This window comes from Citricoccus zhacaiensis (assembly GCF_014645315.1).
GTDB lineage: Bacteria > Actinomycetota > Actinomycetes > Actinomycetales > Micrococcaceae > Citricoccus > Citricoccus zhacaiensis.
Window position 1 is genome coordinate 358,364 of the sequence record NZ_BMLQ01000003.1, and the last position, 15,140, is coordinate 373,503.

Below are 15,140 nucleotides of genomic sequence, written 5' to 3' on the forward strand. Positions count from 1 at the left end.
CCCGGGGGATCCCGGGCCGTGGAGGCCTTCTCAACTGGCGGTGACGGTGGGATTTGAACCCACGGTAGGGGTGAACCTACACAACATTTCGAGTGTTGCACCTTCGGCCGCTCGGACACGTCACCAGACCGCACCACTGTACCGGAGGGGGTCGGCCCCACCCAAACCACTCAGATCTGCTCGCTCCACTCAGCGGCGGTGGTCGCGGAAGAAGTCGGTCAGGAGCCCGGCGCACTCCACCTCGCGGAGTCCGGCGTGGACTTCCACCCAGTGATTCAGCCGGGGCTCGCGCACCACGTCGAACACGGACCCGCACGCTCCCGCCTTGGGATCCCAGGCACCGAACACCAACCGCGGGATGCGCGCCAGCACCAGGGCCCCGGCGCACATGGCACACGGTTCCAACGTGACCACCAGCGTGCAGTCGGTCAGCCGCCAGCCGTCCCCATCGCCTGTTTCACGACGCGCGGAGGCGGCCTCGCGCAGCGCGAGCACCTCGGCGTGGGCGGTGGGATCCCCGGTCGCCTCGCGCTCGTTGCGTCCGGTCCCCAGGATGGTCCCGTCCGGGCCCACGACGACGGCGCCGATCGGCACGTCGGAGGTCTCCAGTGCGGCACGGGCCTGGTCCAGGGCAGCACCCATCCACTCGTGGTGCGAGGTCTTCATGGGCTGACCCTAGCCTTCCCGCGAGCTTCCCGTGCCGGATCGGCGGCCCGGTGGCCGGTGGTGGAACCCGTGCGCCCGGTAGGGTTGTGCCCATGCGCGTACAGCTCGTGGAACATCCGCTCGTCAGCCACAAATTGACCGTTCTCCGCAAGAAGGAGACGCCGTCGATGATCTTCCGGCAACTCACCGAGGAGCTCGTCATGCTGTTGGCCTATGAGGCCACCCGGGACGTGAAGGTCGAGCCCGTGGAGATCGAGACCCCGGTGGCGAGGATGACCGGCGTCGCGCTGGCCAAGCCGACCCCGCTGGTGGTGCCCATTCTGAGGGCCGGGCTGGGCATGCTCGAGGGCATGGTGCGGATGGCGCCCTCGGCAGAGGTCGGGTTCCTGGGCATGGCCCGGAACGAGGAGACCCTGGACATCGTCACCTACGCGGAACGGCTGCCGGCGGACCTGACCAACCGCCACGTCTTCCTGCTGGACCCCATGCTGGCCACCGGGGGCACCCTGGTGGAGGCGGTGCGGTTCATGTACGCCCGCAATGCGCAGCGGGTGACCTGCATCTGCCTGCTGGGCGCTCCGGAGGGGATCTCCCGGTTGGAGCGCGAGCTGGCGGACGTGGAGGTGGACATCTACCTGGCCGCGATCGACGAGCGGCTGGACGAGCAGTCCTACATCGTCCCCGGATTGGGCGATGCCGGAGACCGCCTCTACGGCCTGGCGGAGTAGCTCGAGGCGGTCACCGGCGTGGTAACAATGCTGCGAACCCGGGAGATTCGCAGTAAGTTGCCCCCACAGTGCCTCAATGGGTGTTTCACAACCAGGAATGGGTGTGATCTTGCTCACGAATCGACGCATTTGTCTCACATAGTGAGACCCCCGTTCCATTGTTACTTGCAAGGAACGAATGTGACGGCCGAGTGTTGTCACATGAACTTCCGCGACTCGGCGGTCCCCTCGGGGGCGACGATTGTTCGGCGATGGTGCCGGCGGTCTGGCCGGGCCGGCTCCTGTCCGGAGTGTCTGCAGCGGGGAACGGCCGTGATCCGGCCTGACTCGCAGCCCTCACGCCGAACAGGACACTGACGCAAGGATTCATCGACATGACAACCAGTCCCCAGGGATACGTCCACATCTCGGTCCGCAACGCCCAGCGTCGTGCGGCACGGGTCCGCAGTTACCGTGAGCACGGCGGTACCTATGGGACGCCGGCGAGCCGGCAGCTCCACTCGGTCGAGAATGTCGTGGAGCCCGCCGGGGAGGCTGAGCAGCAGGCACCCCAGACGGCGCCGATGCCGGTCCTGGCCCCCAATGGGATCCCCGGCCCTCAGGCTGTGGCCACCGAGACCGAAGCCCGTGGCTTCGTCATCTACGTGGGCATGGACGAGTCAGCCGCCTCGGCCGCCGGGACGTCGCTGACCCGGCTGGCCAACGAGCTGCGCCACTATGTCGAATCCCTGGTGCCGGGCTCCCAGTCCGCCGCGGCCGTGGCGATCGCCCCGGCAGGCGCTCCCGGCTCCGACCTCGAGGTCGTCCGCCAGGTCCTCGGGGATCCGACCATTCAGCAGGGCATCCGCCCGGACCTGCTCCAGGCCCCGGCCCCGGTCTCGACCCGCCAGCCGGGCGTCCTGATCGATCTCGCACGCCGCGAGGTGCAGCTGGACGGTGAGGGCCTGAACCTCACCTACAAGGAGTTCGAGCTGCTCAACTACCTCGTGGAGAACGGTGGCCGCACCGTGGGCCGGGACGAACTGCTCGAATCCCTGTGGAGGAACTCGGACGAGGTGCCGAACGAGCGCACCATCGACGTCCACATCCGCCGGCTGCGGTCCAAGCTGGGCCGGCTGTCCGGCACCGTCCGGACCGTGCGCGGGCAAGGGTACCGCTTCTACGAGCACCCCGAAGTGGTCGTCTGGGCCGCGCCCGAATACAGCATCTGAGTCATGTCCGGCACGTAGGCTGGCCGCATGCCTGCCGACGCCGCCACGCCTGACCGTATCGACACCTCCGGGGACAAGACCCTGATCCTGCTGCGCCATGCCAAGTCGGACTGGCCGGACGGCGTGAACGACCACGACCGCCCCCTGGGCGGCCGCGGCAACCGCGAGGCGCCCGCCGCCGGCCAGTGGCTGGCCGGGCAGGGACTGTACCCGGACATGATCCTGTGCTCGGATGCCGTGCGCACCCGCCAGACCTGCACCTGGGTCTGCAGCGAACTCGGGGAGAAGGCGCCCACTCCCTACCTGGATTCGCGTCTCTACGAGGCTGATGCCACCCGTGCCCTGGCCGTGATCAATGAGACCGAGGAGCGGGTGCGGACGCTGATGGTCATCGGGCACATGCCGTGGGTGCAGGACCTGGGCATGCGGATCGCCTCGGTGGACTCGGACGAGGAGGCCGTCGTCTCCATGGCGGAGCGCTATCCCACGCTGGGCCTGCAGGTCTTCAAGGTGCCGGGGGAGTGGGCGTCACTGGACGGGCGCGACGCGCGGATGACCCACTTCGTGGTGCCGCGCCCCTGACAAGGGGTCGGACGCACAACAAAAAACCCGGATCCTCCGTGGATCCGGGTGTGAGCTGGTCTGATGTGTCAGACCACTTGGTGCGCCCTAAGGGATTCGAACCCCTGACCTTCTGTTCCGTAGACAGACGCTCTATCCAGCTGAGCTAAGGGCGCATCGACCGCGATCGGCCTTGAAAGACTATACCGGCCCGGTGGCGGTTCACCAAATCCTGGATTCCGGCCGAGGCCGCGCGTGCGGGCCGGGTGCGCCGCCGTCGTCCGCTGGGCCGGGGTGCGTGAATGTCAGGTGGCGTCACCGAAACGTCGGCGAAATCTCCGTGGGTAGAATGACTCGTGGAGACGGTGTACGCACAATGGGGTGCCGGCCGCTGACGGCCTCATTCCCTTGTGCCCAACCGGAATGCACCCGCAACCCAATGGAGGGAACCCCCATGGCCAAAAACTCCTCACTCGCGTTCGCAGATCGCGCTGTGGCGGAAGCGCCGACCAGTTACGGCAAGCTTCTCGACTGGGTGAAGGAGGTTGCCGAGCTCACGGAGCCCGACTCCGTGTATTGGGTGGACGGCTCCCAGGAGGAGTACGACCGCCTGGCCGGCGAACTGGTCGAGGCGGGCACCTTCGTCAAGCTCGCCGAGGACAAGTTCCCGAACTCCTACGCCGCCTTCTCCGACCCCGCCGATGTGGCGCGCGTGGAGGACCGGACGTTCATCTGCTCCGAGAAGGAGGAGGACGCCGGCTTCACCAACAACTGGATGGACCCGTCCGAGATGAAGGGCATCCTCAAGGACACCTTCGCCGGATCCATGCACGGCCGCACGATGTACGTGATCCCCTTCGTGATGGGCCACCTTGAGGCCGATGACCCGAAGTTCGGCGTCGAGATCACGGACTCCGCCTACGTGGTGAACTCCATGCGCATCATGGCCCGCATCGGGACGGACGTGCTGAAAAAGATGGAGGAGACCGAGGCGTTCTTCGTCCCGGCCCTGCACTCCGTCGGTGCCCCGCTCGAGGAGGGCGAGGCCGATGTGGCGTGGCCGTGCAACGAGACCAAGTGGATCGTGCACTTCCCCGAGGAGCGCTCCATCTGGTCCTACGGCTCCGGCTACGGCGGCAACGCCCTGCTGGGCAAGAAGTGCTACGCGCTGCGTATCGCCTCGGTCATGGCCCGGGACGAGGGATGGCTGGCCGAGCACATGCTGATCCTCAAGCTGACCAACCCGGAGGGCAAGTCCTACACGATCTCCGGCGCGTTCCCCTCCGCCTGCGGCAAGACCAACCTCGCGCTGATCGAGCCGACCATCGAGGGCTGGAAGGCGGAGACCCTGGGTGATGACATCACCTGGATCCGCCCCGGCAAGGACGGCGAGTTCCGGGTGGTCAACCCGGAGGCCGGCTACTTCGGCGTGGCACCCGGCACCGGGTGGGGCACCAACCCGAACGCCATGAAGGCCATCGCCCAGGGCAACTCGATCTTCACCAACGTCGCCCTGACCGATGACGGCGGCGTGTGGTGGGAGGGCATGACGGACGAGGTCCCGGCCCATCTGACCGACTGGCGCGGCAATGAATGGACCCCCGAGTCCGGTACCCCTGCCGCCCATCCGAACTCGCGGTTCTGCACCCCGATCGACCAGACGGAGATGCTGGCCGACGAATACCACGAACCCAACGGGGTCAAGCTGGACGCCATCCTCTTCGGCGGCCGCCGCAAGACCACCATCCCGCTGGTGACCGAGTCCTTCGACTGGGAGGACGGCATCTTCAAGGGGGCCACCCTCTCCTCGGAGACCACGGCGGCCGCCGTCGGTGCCGTGGGCGTGGTCCGTCGGGACCTGATGGCCATGCTGCCGTTCATCGGCTATGACGCGGGCGACTACCTGGAGCACTGGGTCAAGGTCTCCGGCGAGGTGGACCAGGCCAAGCTGCCGAAGATCTACCTGGTCAACTGGTTCCGCCGCAACCGGGACGGCGGCTTCGCCTGGCCCGGCTTCGGGGAGAACTCCCGCGTGCTGAAGTGGGTCGTGGAACGCCTCGAGGGCACGGCCGATGCCACCGAGACCCCGGTCGGCTTCGTCCCCACCGCGGACTCGCTGGACCTCTCCGGCCTGGAGCTGTCTGCCGCCGATCTCGAGGACGCCCTCCGCGTGGACGCCGAGGAGTGGAAGGACGAGGTGGCCTCCATCGAGGAATGGTTCGCCCGCTTCGGTGCCTCCCTGCCCGCCTCGATCGCCGGCCAGCTGGACGGGTTGCGCCAGCGCGTCAACGGCTGACCACGCTGACTCCGTTGGCTACGCCGCCGCCCGGTACCGCTTCGGTGCCGGGCGGCGGCGTTTAACCGAGCAGGACCACGCAGGTCGCCTCCTCCACAGGGCACGACGGCGGCGCCCTCCTCCACCGTTCGGCGCACCGGGCGCTGGGGTGTCCGTCCCGGCTGGAATACTGGCCGCATGGCGCACAATGACAACGACGGTGACTTCCCTGGCGACACCTCGACGGCCCGGGAGGCTCTGCGGGCCGAGGCCCGTGAGGTCCTGTGCCGGCTGGTGGGCCGCGAGGACGCGGACTTCCACCCCGGCCAGTTCGAGGCGATCGAGGCCCTGGTGGCGGATCGGCGCCGGGCTTTGGTGGTCCAGCGGACCGGCTGGGGCAAGTCCGCGGTGTACTTCGTGGCCTCCCTCTTGCTGCGTGCACGGGGTGCGGGCCCCACGTTGATCGTCTCGCCGCTGCTGGCACTGATGCGGGACCAGGTCTCCGCGGCGGGCCGCGCCGGGGTGCGCGCCGAAGCCATCAACTCCGCGAACGCCACCGAATGGGACCAGATTCGGGAGCGGCTCGCTGCAGACACGGTGGACGTGCTGCTGGTGTCCCCCGAGCGGCTCAACAACCCGCAGTTCCGGGACGTGCAATTGCCGGACCTCATCCGCCGGACCGGGATGCTGGTGGTGGATGAGGCGCACTGCATCTCGGACTGGGGCCATGACTTCCGTCCCGACTACCGGCGGATCCGGGACCTCATCGCCCAACTGCCCGGTGCCGGTGACCGCCGTGTGCCGGTGCTGGCCACCACGGCCACCGCCAATGAGCGCGTGGTCCAGGACGTCGCCGAACAATTGGGCGTGGCCGGAGCAGAGGGCTCGGGCGAGGTCTTCGTCCTGCGCGGTCCGCTGGCCCGTTCCTCCCTGCGGCTAGGGGTGCTGCGCATGCCGAGCCCCGCCAGTCGGCTCGCCTGGCTGCTGACGCACCTGGACTCGCTGCCCGGGTCCGGGATCGTCTACGCACTCACCGTCTCCGCGGCCGAGGACACCGCGCGCGCCCTGCGGGACGCCGGCCATGAGGTGGTGTCCTACACCGGGCGAACCGACCCGGAACAGCGGGCCGAACTGGAGCAGGCCCTGAAGGACAACCGGGTCAAGGCCCTGGTCGCCACCTCGGCCCTGGGCATGGGCTTTGACAAGCCGGACCTGGGCTTCGTGGTCCACCTCGGCGCACCCAGCTCTCCGGTGGCCTACTACCAGCAGGTCGGCCGCGCCGGCCGTGCCACGGACCACGCCGATGTGCTGCTGCTGCCCGGCACCGAGGATCGCGAGATCTGGCGCTACTTCGCCACCACGTCCATGCCGGACGAGCACCAGGCCCGGGCCGTGCTGGGAGAGCTGGAGGCCGCCGGTAAACCGCTGTCCGTCCCCGCCCTGGAGACCCGGGTGGACCTGAAGCGCACCCCGCTGGAGCTGCTGCTCAAGGTCCTGGCCGTGGACGGGGCCGTGGAACGCACCCAGGGTGGCTGGCAGCGGACCAGGCAGCCGTGGACGTATGACGGCGAACGCTACGGCCGGGTGGCCCAGGCCCGCCTCGCCGAGGAGAAGCTCATGCTGGACTACGAGAACACGTCCGGATGCCGCATGGAGTTCCTCTCGCATGTCCTGGATGACCCGGAGGCGGCGCCCTGCGGCAGGTGTGACAACTGCGCCGGCCGGTGGTTCCCCACGGGCATCGACGAGACGGCCAAGGGCAGTGCCTCGAAGGCGTTGGGCCGGGTGGGGGTACCCATCGAACCGCGCCGGAGCTGGCCCAGCGGTATGGACAGGCTGGGGGTGCCCCTGAAGGGCCGCATCCCGGAGGATTCCCAGGTGGCCGAGGGGCGGGCCGTGGCCCGGCTGACTGACCTGGGCTGGGGCGGACGGCTGCGCACCCTGTTCACGGTCGCAGAAGGGGGTGTGCAGGATGCTCCCGTGGAGCAGGACCTGCTGCAGGGAGCAGTCCAGGTCCTGGCGTCCTGGGACTGGGAGGAACGGCCCATCGCGGTGGTCTCCATGCCGTCCCGCTCGCGCCCCCAGTTGGTGGGCTCCTTCGCGGAGGGCATCGCCCGGATCGGCCGCCTGCCGTATCTGGGCTCCCTCGACCTCGTGGACGGAGGGCCTCGCGGGGAGTCCGGCGGCAACAGTGCCTTCCGGTTGGCCTCGGTCTGGCGGATGTTCTCCGTCCCCGAGGAGCTGGCCTCCGCATTGGCCTCCGCCCGAGAATCCGGACGGCACGGCCCGGTGCTCCTCATCGACGATCGCACGGACAGCCGCTGGACGCTGACCGAGGCCGGGCGCGTCCTGCGCGAGGCCGGGGCCAGTGGGGTGCTGCCCTTCGTCCTGGCTCTGAACGGGTAGACATCCAGCGGGGGAGATAACGTGGTCTCATGGACCTCAACACCCTGCTGAATGTGGCCCTCGTCGTGCTCTTCGTGCTGATCGGTGGAGTGTTCGCCGGCACGGAGATGGCCATCGTCAACCTGCGGCAATCCCAGACCCAGGCGATCGAGGACAGCGGACCGCGGGGCGCTAAGACCGCGGCGCTGGTCCGTGACCCCAACCTGTTCCTCTCTGCCGTGCAGATCGGCGTCACCGTCGCCGGTTTCTTCTCCTCGGCCTACGGGGCCTCCACGATCGCGCCGGACCTCGCGCCCGTCCTGGTCGGTTGGGGGCTCGGGGAGCAGGCCGCGAGCACCGTGGCCCTGGTGGGCATGACCCTGGTCATCGCCTACCTGTCCCTGGTGTTCGGTGAGCTCGTGCCGAAGCGGATGGCGATGCAGAATGCGGTGGGCTTCACCAAGGTCCTGGCTCCGCCGTTGGGAGCCTTCGCCGTCCTGATGCGCCCGGTCATCGGGCTGCTCTCGGTGTCCACCAACGTGGTGGTCCGCCTGCTCGGCGGCGATCCGAAGGCTCACCAGGAGGCGGTCTCCGCCGAGGAGATCCGCTCGATGGTGAGCACATCGGAGGCGCTCGAGGACACGGACCGGCACGTGCTGCAGTCCGTGTTCGAAGCCGCTGACCGCACGGTGGTGGAAGTCATGCGGCCGCGGCCCGAGGTGAACTTCCTGGCCGGGGAGACCAGCGTGGCCGAGGCCCTGCGGCAGTTGGCCGACCTGCCCAACTCGCGTTACCCCATCACCGGGGAGGACTCGGATGATGTCCTCGGCTTCATCCACATCCGCGACCTGTTGCGGGTGCCGGACCCGTCAACGACGCTGGCCGGGATCGCCCGCGAGATCACCGTGCTGCCCGGCACAGTGGACGTGTTGCATGCCCTGAGCCGCATGCGGTCCAGCGGCAACCAGATCGCCCTGGTCATCGACGAATACGGGGGCACCGACGGGATCGTCACGCTGGAGGACCTGCTGGAGGAACTCGTCGGGGACATCTACGACGAGTTCGATGACAGCCTGGCCGCGGAGGACAACGCCCTGGCGTGGGGAGAGGATGCCGAGGTGGACGGCGGACTGATCCTGCAGGAACTGGCCCAGCAGACCGGCGTCGAACTGCCGGACGACGGCTCCTACGAGACCGTCGGCGGCTTCGTGATGGCCCAGCTGGGGCGCGTCCCCGAGGCGGGGGATCGGGTGGAGGCCGAAGGGGCTGGTCTGGAGGTCCTGGACATGGACGGCCACCGGGTCGGACGCGTCCGGATCACCCGCACCTCGGACCCCGAACGCGTTGAGGGCAGAGGGTAGTCCTGGTCTCCGCCCCCCACCGCTGACCAGGCGTTCAGGCGTTCAGGCGTCCTGGCGCACGAGGTTGAGGACGGCGTCGCGGACGCGGGTCATGGTGCCGGCGTCGTGGGCCTCGCCGTTGTAGCGCAGGAACGGTTCGGTGTTGGACGGGCGCAGGTTGAACCACCAGGTGCCGTCCACCGCGGTCACGGTGGTGCCGTCCATGCCGTCCACGAGCACCTCGATGCCGGCCAGGCCCTGGTCCTGTAGGCATGGCTCACAGGTCGTCGCGAGACCGCCGTCGACGCGGCCGTCCTCGATCCAGCCGGAGGCGAACACCTCCAGGACCCGGTCCACGGCGCCGGCCTTGTCCTCGACCTCGGAGTTGATCTCGCCGGAAGCGGCGTACGGGTCGTACTCGGCCGCCAGCTCGGACAGCGGCAACTCCTGGGTCCCGAGGGCCGCCAGCACGTGCATGGCCGCGAGCATCCCGGTGTCCGCGTTGTAGAAGTCGCGGAAGTAGTAGTGCGCGGAGTGCTCGCCGCCGAACACGGCCCCCTCGGCGGCCATGACGGCCTTGATGAAGGAATGGCCCACCCGGGTCTTCACGGCGCGGCCGCCCTCAGCCGCCACCAGTTCGGGGACGGCATGGGAGGTGATGAGGTTGTGGATGATCACCGGCTCCGGCTCCGGGGCCTGCACGGCCCCGTTGACGGTGTCCCCGGCCCGGGCCCGGGCGATCTCGCGGCGGGCCACCAGGCCGGTGACCGCGGAGGGGGAGACGGGGGTGCCCTGCTCGTCGATCACGAAGCAGCGGTCGGCGTCGCCGTCGAAGGCCAGGCCGATGTCCGCGCCGTGGGCCAGGACGGCCCGCTGCAGGTCACGTAGGTTCTCCGGTTCCAGCGGGTTGGCCGGATGGTTGGGGAAGGTGCCGTCCAGTTCGAAGTACAGCGGCTCGATCTGCAGCGGCAGGCCCTCCAGCACGGTGTCGCCGAGGACTGCGGGGGTGGTCTTGCCGGCCATCCCGTTGCCGGCATCCACCACGACCTTCAACTCCCGGATGCCGGACAGGTCCACGAGGGAGCGCAGATAGGCGGCATAGCCGGCGAGCATGTCCTGCTCCGTCACGGTCCCGGGGGCCTCCACCGCCGGGATCTCGCCGGCGTCGAGGTAGCGCTGGGCCACATCACGGATCTCGTACAGCCCGGTGTCCGAGGACACCGGGACCGCGCCGGCCTTCGCCATCTTCATGCCGTTGTAGGCGGCAGGATTGTGGGAGGCGGTGAAGACCACCCCGGCGGCCTGCTCCACACCACAGGCGTAGTACAGCATGTCCGTGGAGATCAGCCCCAGCATCACCACGTCCGCCCCGCGGGAGGTGGCCCCGTCCGCGAAGGCCCGGGCGAACTCAGGCGAGGACGGGCGCATGTCCCCACCGACCAGCACCCGGGAGCCAGCCAGGCCCAGCACATCCACGAAGGCCGCGCCCACGGCCCTGACGGATCCCTCAGTGATCGATTCCCCGACGATGCCGCGCACGTCATAAGCCTTGAAGGACTGGGTGAGATCCACAGAAGTCGTCATGGGAGTCAATCCTAGGCCAGCTCGTGAGACCAGCGCGGTCAAAGGGTCCTGGTCACGGGGCTAGAGTCGGGATCGTGGAGACAGGCACGTCAGGACCGTGGTCCGGACACATTCCCGGGACCCCCGGCTACCGCCGCCTGCTGCTAGGACTGTTCCTGGCCGGCGTCGCAACCTTCGCCCAGCTGTACTCCCCGCAGGGCCTGCTCCCGCTGATCAGCGGGGACCTCGGTATCACCGCCTCCGATGCCGCCCTCATGGTCTCCCTGGCCACCCTGGGACTGGCCATCGGCGTGATCCCGTGGTCTTATGCCGGTGACCGTTTCGGCCGGAAGCGGGTCATGGGGTGGGCCATCATGGCGGCCTGTGCCTTCTCGTTGACGGCGGTGGCCGTGCCGGATCTCGAGGCCATCCTGGCCTTCCGCCTCCTTGAAGGGTTTGCCCTCGGGGGCGTTCCGGCGCTGGCCCTGGCCTACCTCAACGAGGAGGTCAGCTCCGCCTCCTCGGCCCTGGCGGCCGGAACGTACATCTCCGGAACAACCCTCGGCGGGCTGGCCGGGCGTCTCCTGGCCGCGCCCGTCGGGGAGCTGACGGACTGGCGACTCGGCATGCTCGCCGTCACCGTGTTGTCCGTGGCCTGCGCCATCGCCTTCCTGATCCTGGCCCCGGCTGCCCGGGGCTTCACGCCGCACCGGACCACCTTCCGGCAGGCGGTCCGTGCGTTGGCGGGCAACCTGCGGTCCCCGGCCCTGCTGATCATCTACGCCCAGGGGTTGCTGCTGATGGGCGGATTCGTGGCGATGTACAACTACCTCGGATTCCACCTGGCCGGTGACCCGTTCAACCTGCCCATCGCGGTGGTGTCCCTGGTCTTCGTGGCCTACCTGGCCGGGACCGGGACCTCGCCGCTGGCCGGTCGACTGGCCGGGCGCCACGGGCGCCGGCCAGTGCTGCTGGTGTCCACGGGGTCCATGATCGCCGGGGTGCTGCTCACCCTGGTCCCCTCCCTGTGGGTGATGCTGCCGGCCACGATCATCTTCACCGGCGGGTTCTTCGCGGCCCACGCGGTGGCGTCCGGCTGGGCGGGGGCGGCCGCCGTGGCCGGCCGGGCGCAGTCGGCCTCGCTCTACAACTTCGGCTACTACGCGGGCTCCAGCCTGTTCGGCTGGCTCGGCGGGGTGTTCCTGGCGGGGGCCGGTTGGCCTGGTCCCGTACTCATGACGGCGGCCCTCGCGGTGGTGGCGGCGATCCTGGGTTGGTTCATGCGCGGTAGATGAGAACGCTCTCATTCCGGACTCATGCACCCCTCATGGCGTGTTGGTTCCATGGTTCTTGAGGCCGGCGGAACACCCCGGACGGTCACTGAAACACAGCGAGAGGCCACGCCATGACCATCGAGATGACTCAACCGGGCAGCGCCCTGACCATCGTTGACACCATCGGTGCCACCTACCAGCGGGCAGAGCTTCCGGCTCGCATCCAAGCCGCCTACACCACCCGCTTCGTCGACGCCGCTCTGGCCGCGGACCGCTCCGCCTTCCACCTGGCCAGCGGCCCCACTGTCACTCCGCAGCCCGGCGACGTGGTCGTGGCCCGTGTGAGCGAGATCCTCAACCACAAGCGCGTGGAGACCCCCGAGTCCCGCAAGGCCATCCTCTTCCCCGGCCACGTCGTAATGCTGGCGTACGGCCACCGCTACGCCGCCGACCAATTCCTGGCCCACGTGCCGGACTCCCTGGAACCCTGCCACCTGGTCGCCGCCGGCGGCGTGGCCGGCATGGTCACCGAGCAACACGCGGACATGGACGATCCGACGAGGATCGAGCCGCTGGGCCTGCTCGCGGATGAGTCCGGCATCGTCAACCTCTCCCGCTTCGCCCCGTACTCGCTGAACCCGGTTCCGGCCCTCGGTGCTCCCGCCGAAGAGTTGGACGCCGCCCTGCCAGGCCGCCCGACCGTGGTCGCCGTGCTCGGTACCTCGATGAACTCCGGCAAGTCCACCGCCATGGCCACCCTCGTCAACGGCCTGACCAACGCCGGGCTGACGGTCTCCGCCGGGAAGTCCACCGGCACCGGCGCCGGCAACGACCCGATGATCTACGTGGACGGAGGCGCTGCCAAGGTCCTGGACTTCACCGACTTCGGGTATCCCACCACCTTCAAGCTCGACTTCGAGCAGGTCCGCTCGTTGACGGTGAACCTGGTGGATGCCATGGCGGAGACCGATACCGATGTGGTTGTCGTCGAGATCGCCGACGGCGTGTACCAAGGCGAGACCGCCCGGCTGCTGCACGATCCGCTCTTCCAGTCCGTGGTGGACCGCGTGGTCTTCGCCGCCGGTGACGCCCTCGGTGCCGTGGGCGGCGTCCGCGAACTACAGGACGCCGGCCTGGATGTGGCCGCGGTCTCGGGGGTGCTGACCTCCTCCCCGCTGGCCACCGCCGAGGCCAACGAGGTGCTGGCCTGCCTCGGGGTGCCCGTCATCGACACCTACGAACTCACGAGCGCAGCCGTCTCGACCGGCCTGCTGCCCCGGGCCGGGAGAACATCCTGAACCCGGACCGTCCCCAGCGCCGGTTCCGGCTGTCGGCTGACGACACCGCTGAGGCCCTGGGTGACAGCGCCGTCGGTGCCGCCACGGACCAGGAGGACGAAGGCACGACCGAGGCCACCGGCCGGGGGGAGCGGATGCCGACCGTCTGGGCGGGGCGACGGCGCCATCTCCTGGTGATCCTGTTCCTGCTCGGCATCTTCCAGGCGATCATGGCCCTGGTCATGTCCTTCACGGTGGATTCTCTGCTGGGGATGCCCGCCCAGGTCAACGCGGCACTCAACGCCGGGACGGCCCCGGACGGATCCGCCCTGGACCCGGCCGCCGTGGCGGAGGCGGGCACCTACGTGCCGTGGTTGCAGTTGTCCGTCCTGGCCGTCACCGTGCTCTCCATCTTCGGCGCCCGCTGGGGGGAGCGCGTGGTGGGGGAGGACCTCGGCCAGGACTATGTTTACGAACTGCGCCGCAAGCTGATCGGCACCACACTGGCCGGCTCCGGCAACCCGTCCCTGGGCGTGACCATCACCCGTGCCTCCAATGACCTGACCTCTGTGCGCAACTGGGTGTCCCAGGGCATGGTGCCCCTGTTGACCTCGCTGCCGCTGATCGTGGTGGTGCTCGGCGTGCTGGCCATCTCCAACTGGCAGGTCGGCTTGGCCGTCGGCATTCCCATCGTGCTGCTCGGGCTGGCAGTGCCGCCCCTGGCCAAGGCGACCTTCACCCGCGCGAGGTACCTGCGCCGGCGTCGAGGCCGGATGTCCGCCCGCATCGCGGACACCGTCCGCGCGGGGGAGTCCATTCAGGCGGCTGGCGGCATCAATCGCGAGCTCAACGCCCTGGATCGGGACTCGGGCAAGGTGGTCAACGCGGCTGTGTCCCGCGCCCGCATCACGGGGCTGGTCCGCGCCTCCGCCATCACGGCGGCCTCCCTGGCCACCGCCGCCGTGGTGGTGCTCGGCACCCTCGGCATGATCGACACCGCCGGCGTGGCCTCCGCCATGACCCTGGTGGGCGTGATGTCCACCCCGCTGGGGGACCTGGGCCGCGTGGTCGAGTACCGGCAGAACTACAAGGCCGCCCGTCGCATCCAGGCGCCGTTGCTGGCCCAGTCCGAGGTGCTCCGGAAGGCCGAGAAGGACCGTGAGGAGAACTGGAAGGACGTGGCGCGGGAGCGCTCGGAGGACGGTCGCAACGGGCTGCGGATCCGCCGCATGGTGGTCCAGGGCCAACGCGTTCCCCTGCTCCAGGCCGGTGCCGGCGAGGTCATTCAGATCACGTCGCACGACCCGGGGCGGATCCAGCCGTTCCTGATGAACCTGCTGGCGGGCCAGAACACGGCGGCGGAGCCGGGCGGTCAGGTCCCCGGCCTCGAGATGGTCGTGGACGGCTATGACTACACCCGGGCACCGGGCCGCCAGCGGCGCAAGCTGCTCGGCCACGCCTCCGTGCGCGTGCCGCTCGAGCGGGGGACCGTGTCCCGGGCCATCACCTACCGCAATCCCCAGGCCACGGACGAGCAGACCCGGGAGGCCTTCGCCCGGGTGGGTCTGGACCGCGTCCTGGAGGCGTTCCCCCGCGGCGAGGACACGCGGCTCAAGAACGGGGGCCAGCCGCTGACGGGCTCGCAGGTGGCCCGGCTCAAGCTGGGCCGCGCCCTGCTGGGCAACCCGCCGCTGCTGGTACTGGACGGCATCGATGCAGATCTGGACGGAGAAGGCCTGCGCCTGTTGCGGACCGAGCTGGAGGCCTATCCCGGCGTGGTCCTGTTCACCTCGCAGAATCCCGGACGGATGGCTCCGGGACACCGGGTCTGGACCGTCGACGCACCCTGAGGGTCTCGCC

The 15,140-nt window shown here is 69.3% G+C and carries 11 protein-coding genes and 2 tRNA genes; 9 read left to right on the forward strand and 4 right to left on the reverse strand.

Translation table 11 applies throughout. The features are described from left to right. Positions 1–35: 35 nt before the first annotated feature. Together IEX49_RS07185 and tadA are read right to left on the reverse strand one after the other, a co-directional pair. Positions 36–125: transfer RNA gene (locus tag IEX49_RS07185), tRNA-Ser, on the reverse strand. A gap of 64 nt (positions 126–189) precedes the next feature. Then, positions 190–666 (reverse strand): tRNA adenosine(34) deaminase TadA, encoded by a 477-nt coding sequence (gene tadA, locus IEX49_RS07190; protein ID WP_188805479.1) that lies wholly within the window; start codon positions 664–666, stop codon positions 190–192. 92 nt (positions 667–758) lie between these two features. Between tadA and upp the strand changes: the two genes are divergently transcribed. From upp to IEX49_RS07205, 3 genes are all read left to right on the forward strand, one after another. Beyond that, positions 759–1,394, forward strand: coding sequence for a uracil phosphoribosyltransferase (gene upp / locus IEX49_RS07195; RefSeq protein WP_188805480.1), 636 nt, complete (start codon positions 759–761; stop codon positions 1,392–1,394). A gap of 374 nt (positions 1,395–1,768) precedes the next feature. After that, positions 1,769–2,605: a winged helix-turn-helix domain-containing protein gene (locus IEX49_RS07200; RefSeq protein ID WP_159548903.1), complete on the forward strand. Its 837-nt coding sequence runs from the start codon at positions 1,769–1,771 to the stop codon at positions 2,603–2,605. A gap of 27 nt (positions 2,606–2,632) precedes the next feature. Next, positions 2,633–3,187, forward strand: coding sequence for a SixA phosphatase family protein (locus IEX49_RS07205; protein ID WP_188805481.1), 555 nt, complete (start codon positions 2,633–2,635; stop codon positions 3,185–3,187). A 78-nt stretch (positions 3,188–3,265) separates the two neighbouring features. Here the strand turns inward: IEX49_RS07205 and IEX49_RS07210 are convergent. Next, positions 3,266–3,342, reverse strand: a tRNA-Arg gene (locus tag IEX49_RS07210). A 278-nt stretch (positions 3,343–3,620) separates the two neighbouring features. On the opposite strand from IEX49_RS07210, the gene IEX49_RS07215 reads away from it, so the two are divergent. The 3 genes from IEX49_RS07215 (at position 3,621) to IEX49_RS07225 (ending at position 9,187) form a co-directional block, all read left to right on the forward strand. Continuing rightward, positions 3,621–5,462 carry a phosphoenolpyruvate carboxykinase (GTP) gene (locus IEX49_RS07215; RefSeq protein ID WP_188805482.1) on the forward strand — a complete coding sequence of 614 codons (1,842 nt, stop codon included), beginning with the start codon at positions 3,621–3,623 and terminating at the stop codon, positions 5,460–5,462. A gap of 177 nt (positions 5,463–5,639) precedes the next feature. Further along, positions 5,640–7,847, forward strand: a complete 2,208-nt coding sequence (locus IEX49_RS07220) for a RecQ family ATP-dependent DNA helicase (protein ID WP_188805483.1) — start codon at positions 5,640–5,642, stop codon at positions 7,845–7,847. A gap of 29 nt (positions 7,848–7,876) precedes the next feature. Next, the gene (locus IEX49_RS07225) at positions 7,877–9,187 is read left to right on the forward strand and encodes a hemolysin family protein (protein ID WP_188805484.1); all 1,311 of its coding nucleotides are present in this window, start codon (positions 7,877–7,879) and stop codon (positions 9,185–9,187) included. A 42-nt stretch (positions 9,188–9,229) separates the two neighbouring features. Here IEX49_RS07225 and IEX49_RS07230 read toward each other — a convergent pair whose 3' ends face one another. Then, entirely contained in the window at positions 9,230–10,750 is a 1,521-nt protein-coding gene (locus IEX49_RS07230; RefSeq protein ID WP_188805485.1) for a phosphohexomutase domain-containing protein, read from the reverse strand. A 74-nt stretch (positions 10,751–10,824) separates the two neighbouring features. Here IEX49_RS07230 and IEX49_RS07235 point away from each other — a divergent pair, with 74 nt between their 5' ends. The 3 genes from IEX49_RS07235 to IEX49_RS07245 all read left to right on the forward strand — a co-directional run bounded on the left by IEX49_RS07235 (position 10,825) and on the right by IEX49_RS07245 (position 15,130). Beyond that, entirely contained in the window at positions 10,825–12,024 is a 1,200-nt protein-coding gene (locus IEX49_RS07235) for an MFS transporter (protein WP_229672356.1), read from the forward strand. A gap of 110 nt (positions 12,025–12,134) precedes the next feature. Further along, positions 12,135–13,301 carry a DUF1611 domain-containing protein gene (locus IEX49_RS07240; RefSeq protein ID WP_229672358.1) on the forward strand — a complete coding sequence of 389 codons (1,167 nt, stop codon included), beginning with the start codon at positions 12,135–12,137 and terminating at the stop codon, positions 13,299–13,301. A 134-nt stretch (positions 13,302–13,435) separates the two neighbouring features. Beyond that, entirely contained in the window at positions 13,436–15,130 is a 1,695-nt protein-coding gene (locus IEX49_RS07245; protein ID WP_188805486.1) for an ABC transporter transmembrane domain-containing protein, read from the forward strand. Positions 15,131–15,140 lie beyond the last annotated feature (10 nt).

Excerpts from the sequence above, each read along its gene's own strand:
- IEX49_RS07220 (WP_188805483.1), top strand. The coding sequence starts at position 5,640 with ATGGCGCACAATGACAACGACGGTGACTTCCCTGGCGACACCTCGACG.
- IEX49_RS07215 (WP_188805482.1), top strand. The coding sequence starts at position 3,621 with ATGGCCAAAAACTCCTCACTCGCGTTCGCAGATCGCGCTGTGGCGGAA.
- IEX49_RS07245 (WP_188805486.1), top strand. The coding sequence starts at position 13,436 with ATGCCGACCGTCTGGGCGGGGCGACGGCGCCATCTCCTGGTGATCCTG.
- IEX49_RS07200 (WP_159548903.1), top strand. The coding sequence starts at position 1,769 with ATGACAACCAGTCCCCAGGGATACGTCCACATCTCGGTCCGCAACGCC.
- IEX49_RS07205 (WP_188805481.1), top strand. The coding sequence starts at position 2,633 with ATGCCTGCCGACGCCGCCACGCCTGACCGTATCGACACCTCCGGGGAC.
- upp (WP_188805480.1), top strand. The coding sequence starts at position 759 with ATGCGCGTACAGCTCGTGGAACATCCGCTCGTCAGCCACAAATTGACC.
- IEX49_RS07230 (WP_188805485.1), bottom strand. The coding sequence starts at position 10,750 with ATGACGACTTCTGTGGATCTCACCCAGTCCTTCAAGGCTTATGACGTG.
- IEX49_RS07225 (WP_188805484.1), top strand. The coding sequence starts at position 7,877 with ATGGACCTCAACACCCTGCTGAATGTGGCCCTCGTCGTGCTCTTCGTG.
- tadA (WP_188805479.1), bottom strand. The coding sequence starts at position 666 with ATGAAGACCTCGCACCACGAGTGGATGGGTGCTGCCCTGGACCAGGCC.
- IEX49_RS07240 (WP_229672358.1), top strand. The coding sequence starts at position 12,135 with ATGACCATCGAGATGACTCAACCGGGCAGCGCCCTGACCATCGTTGAC.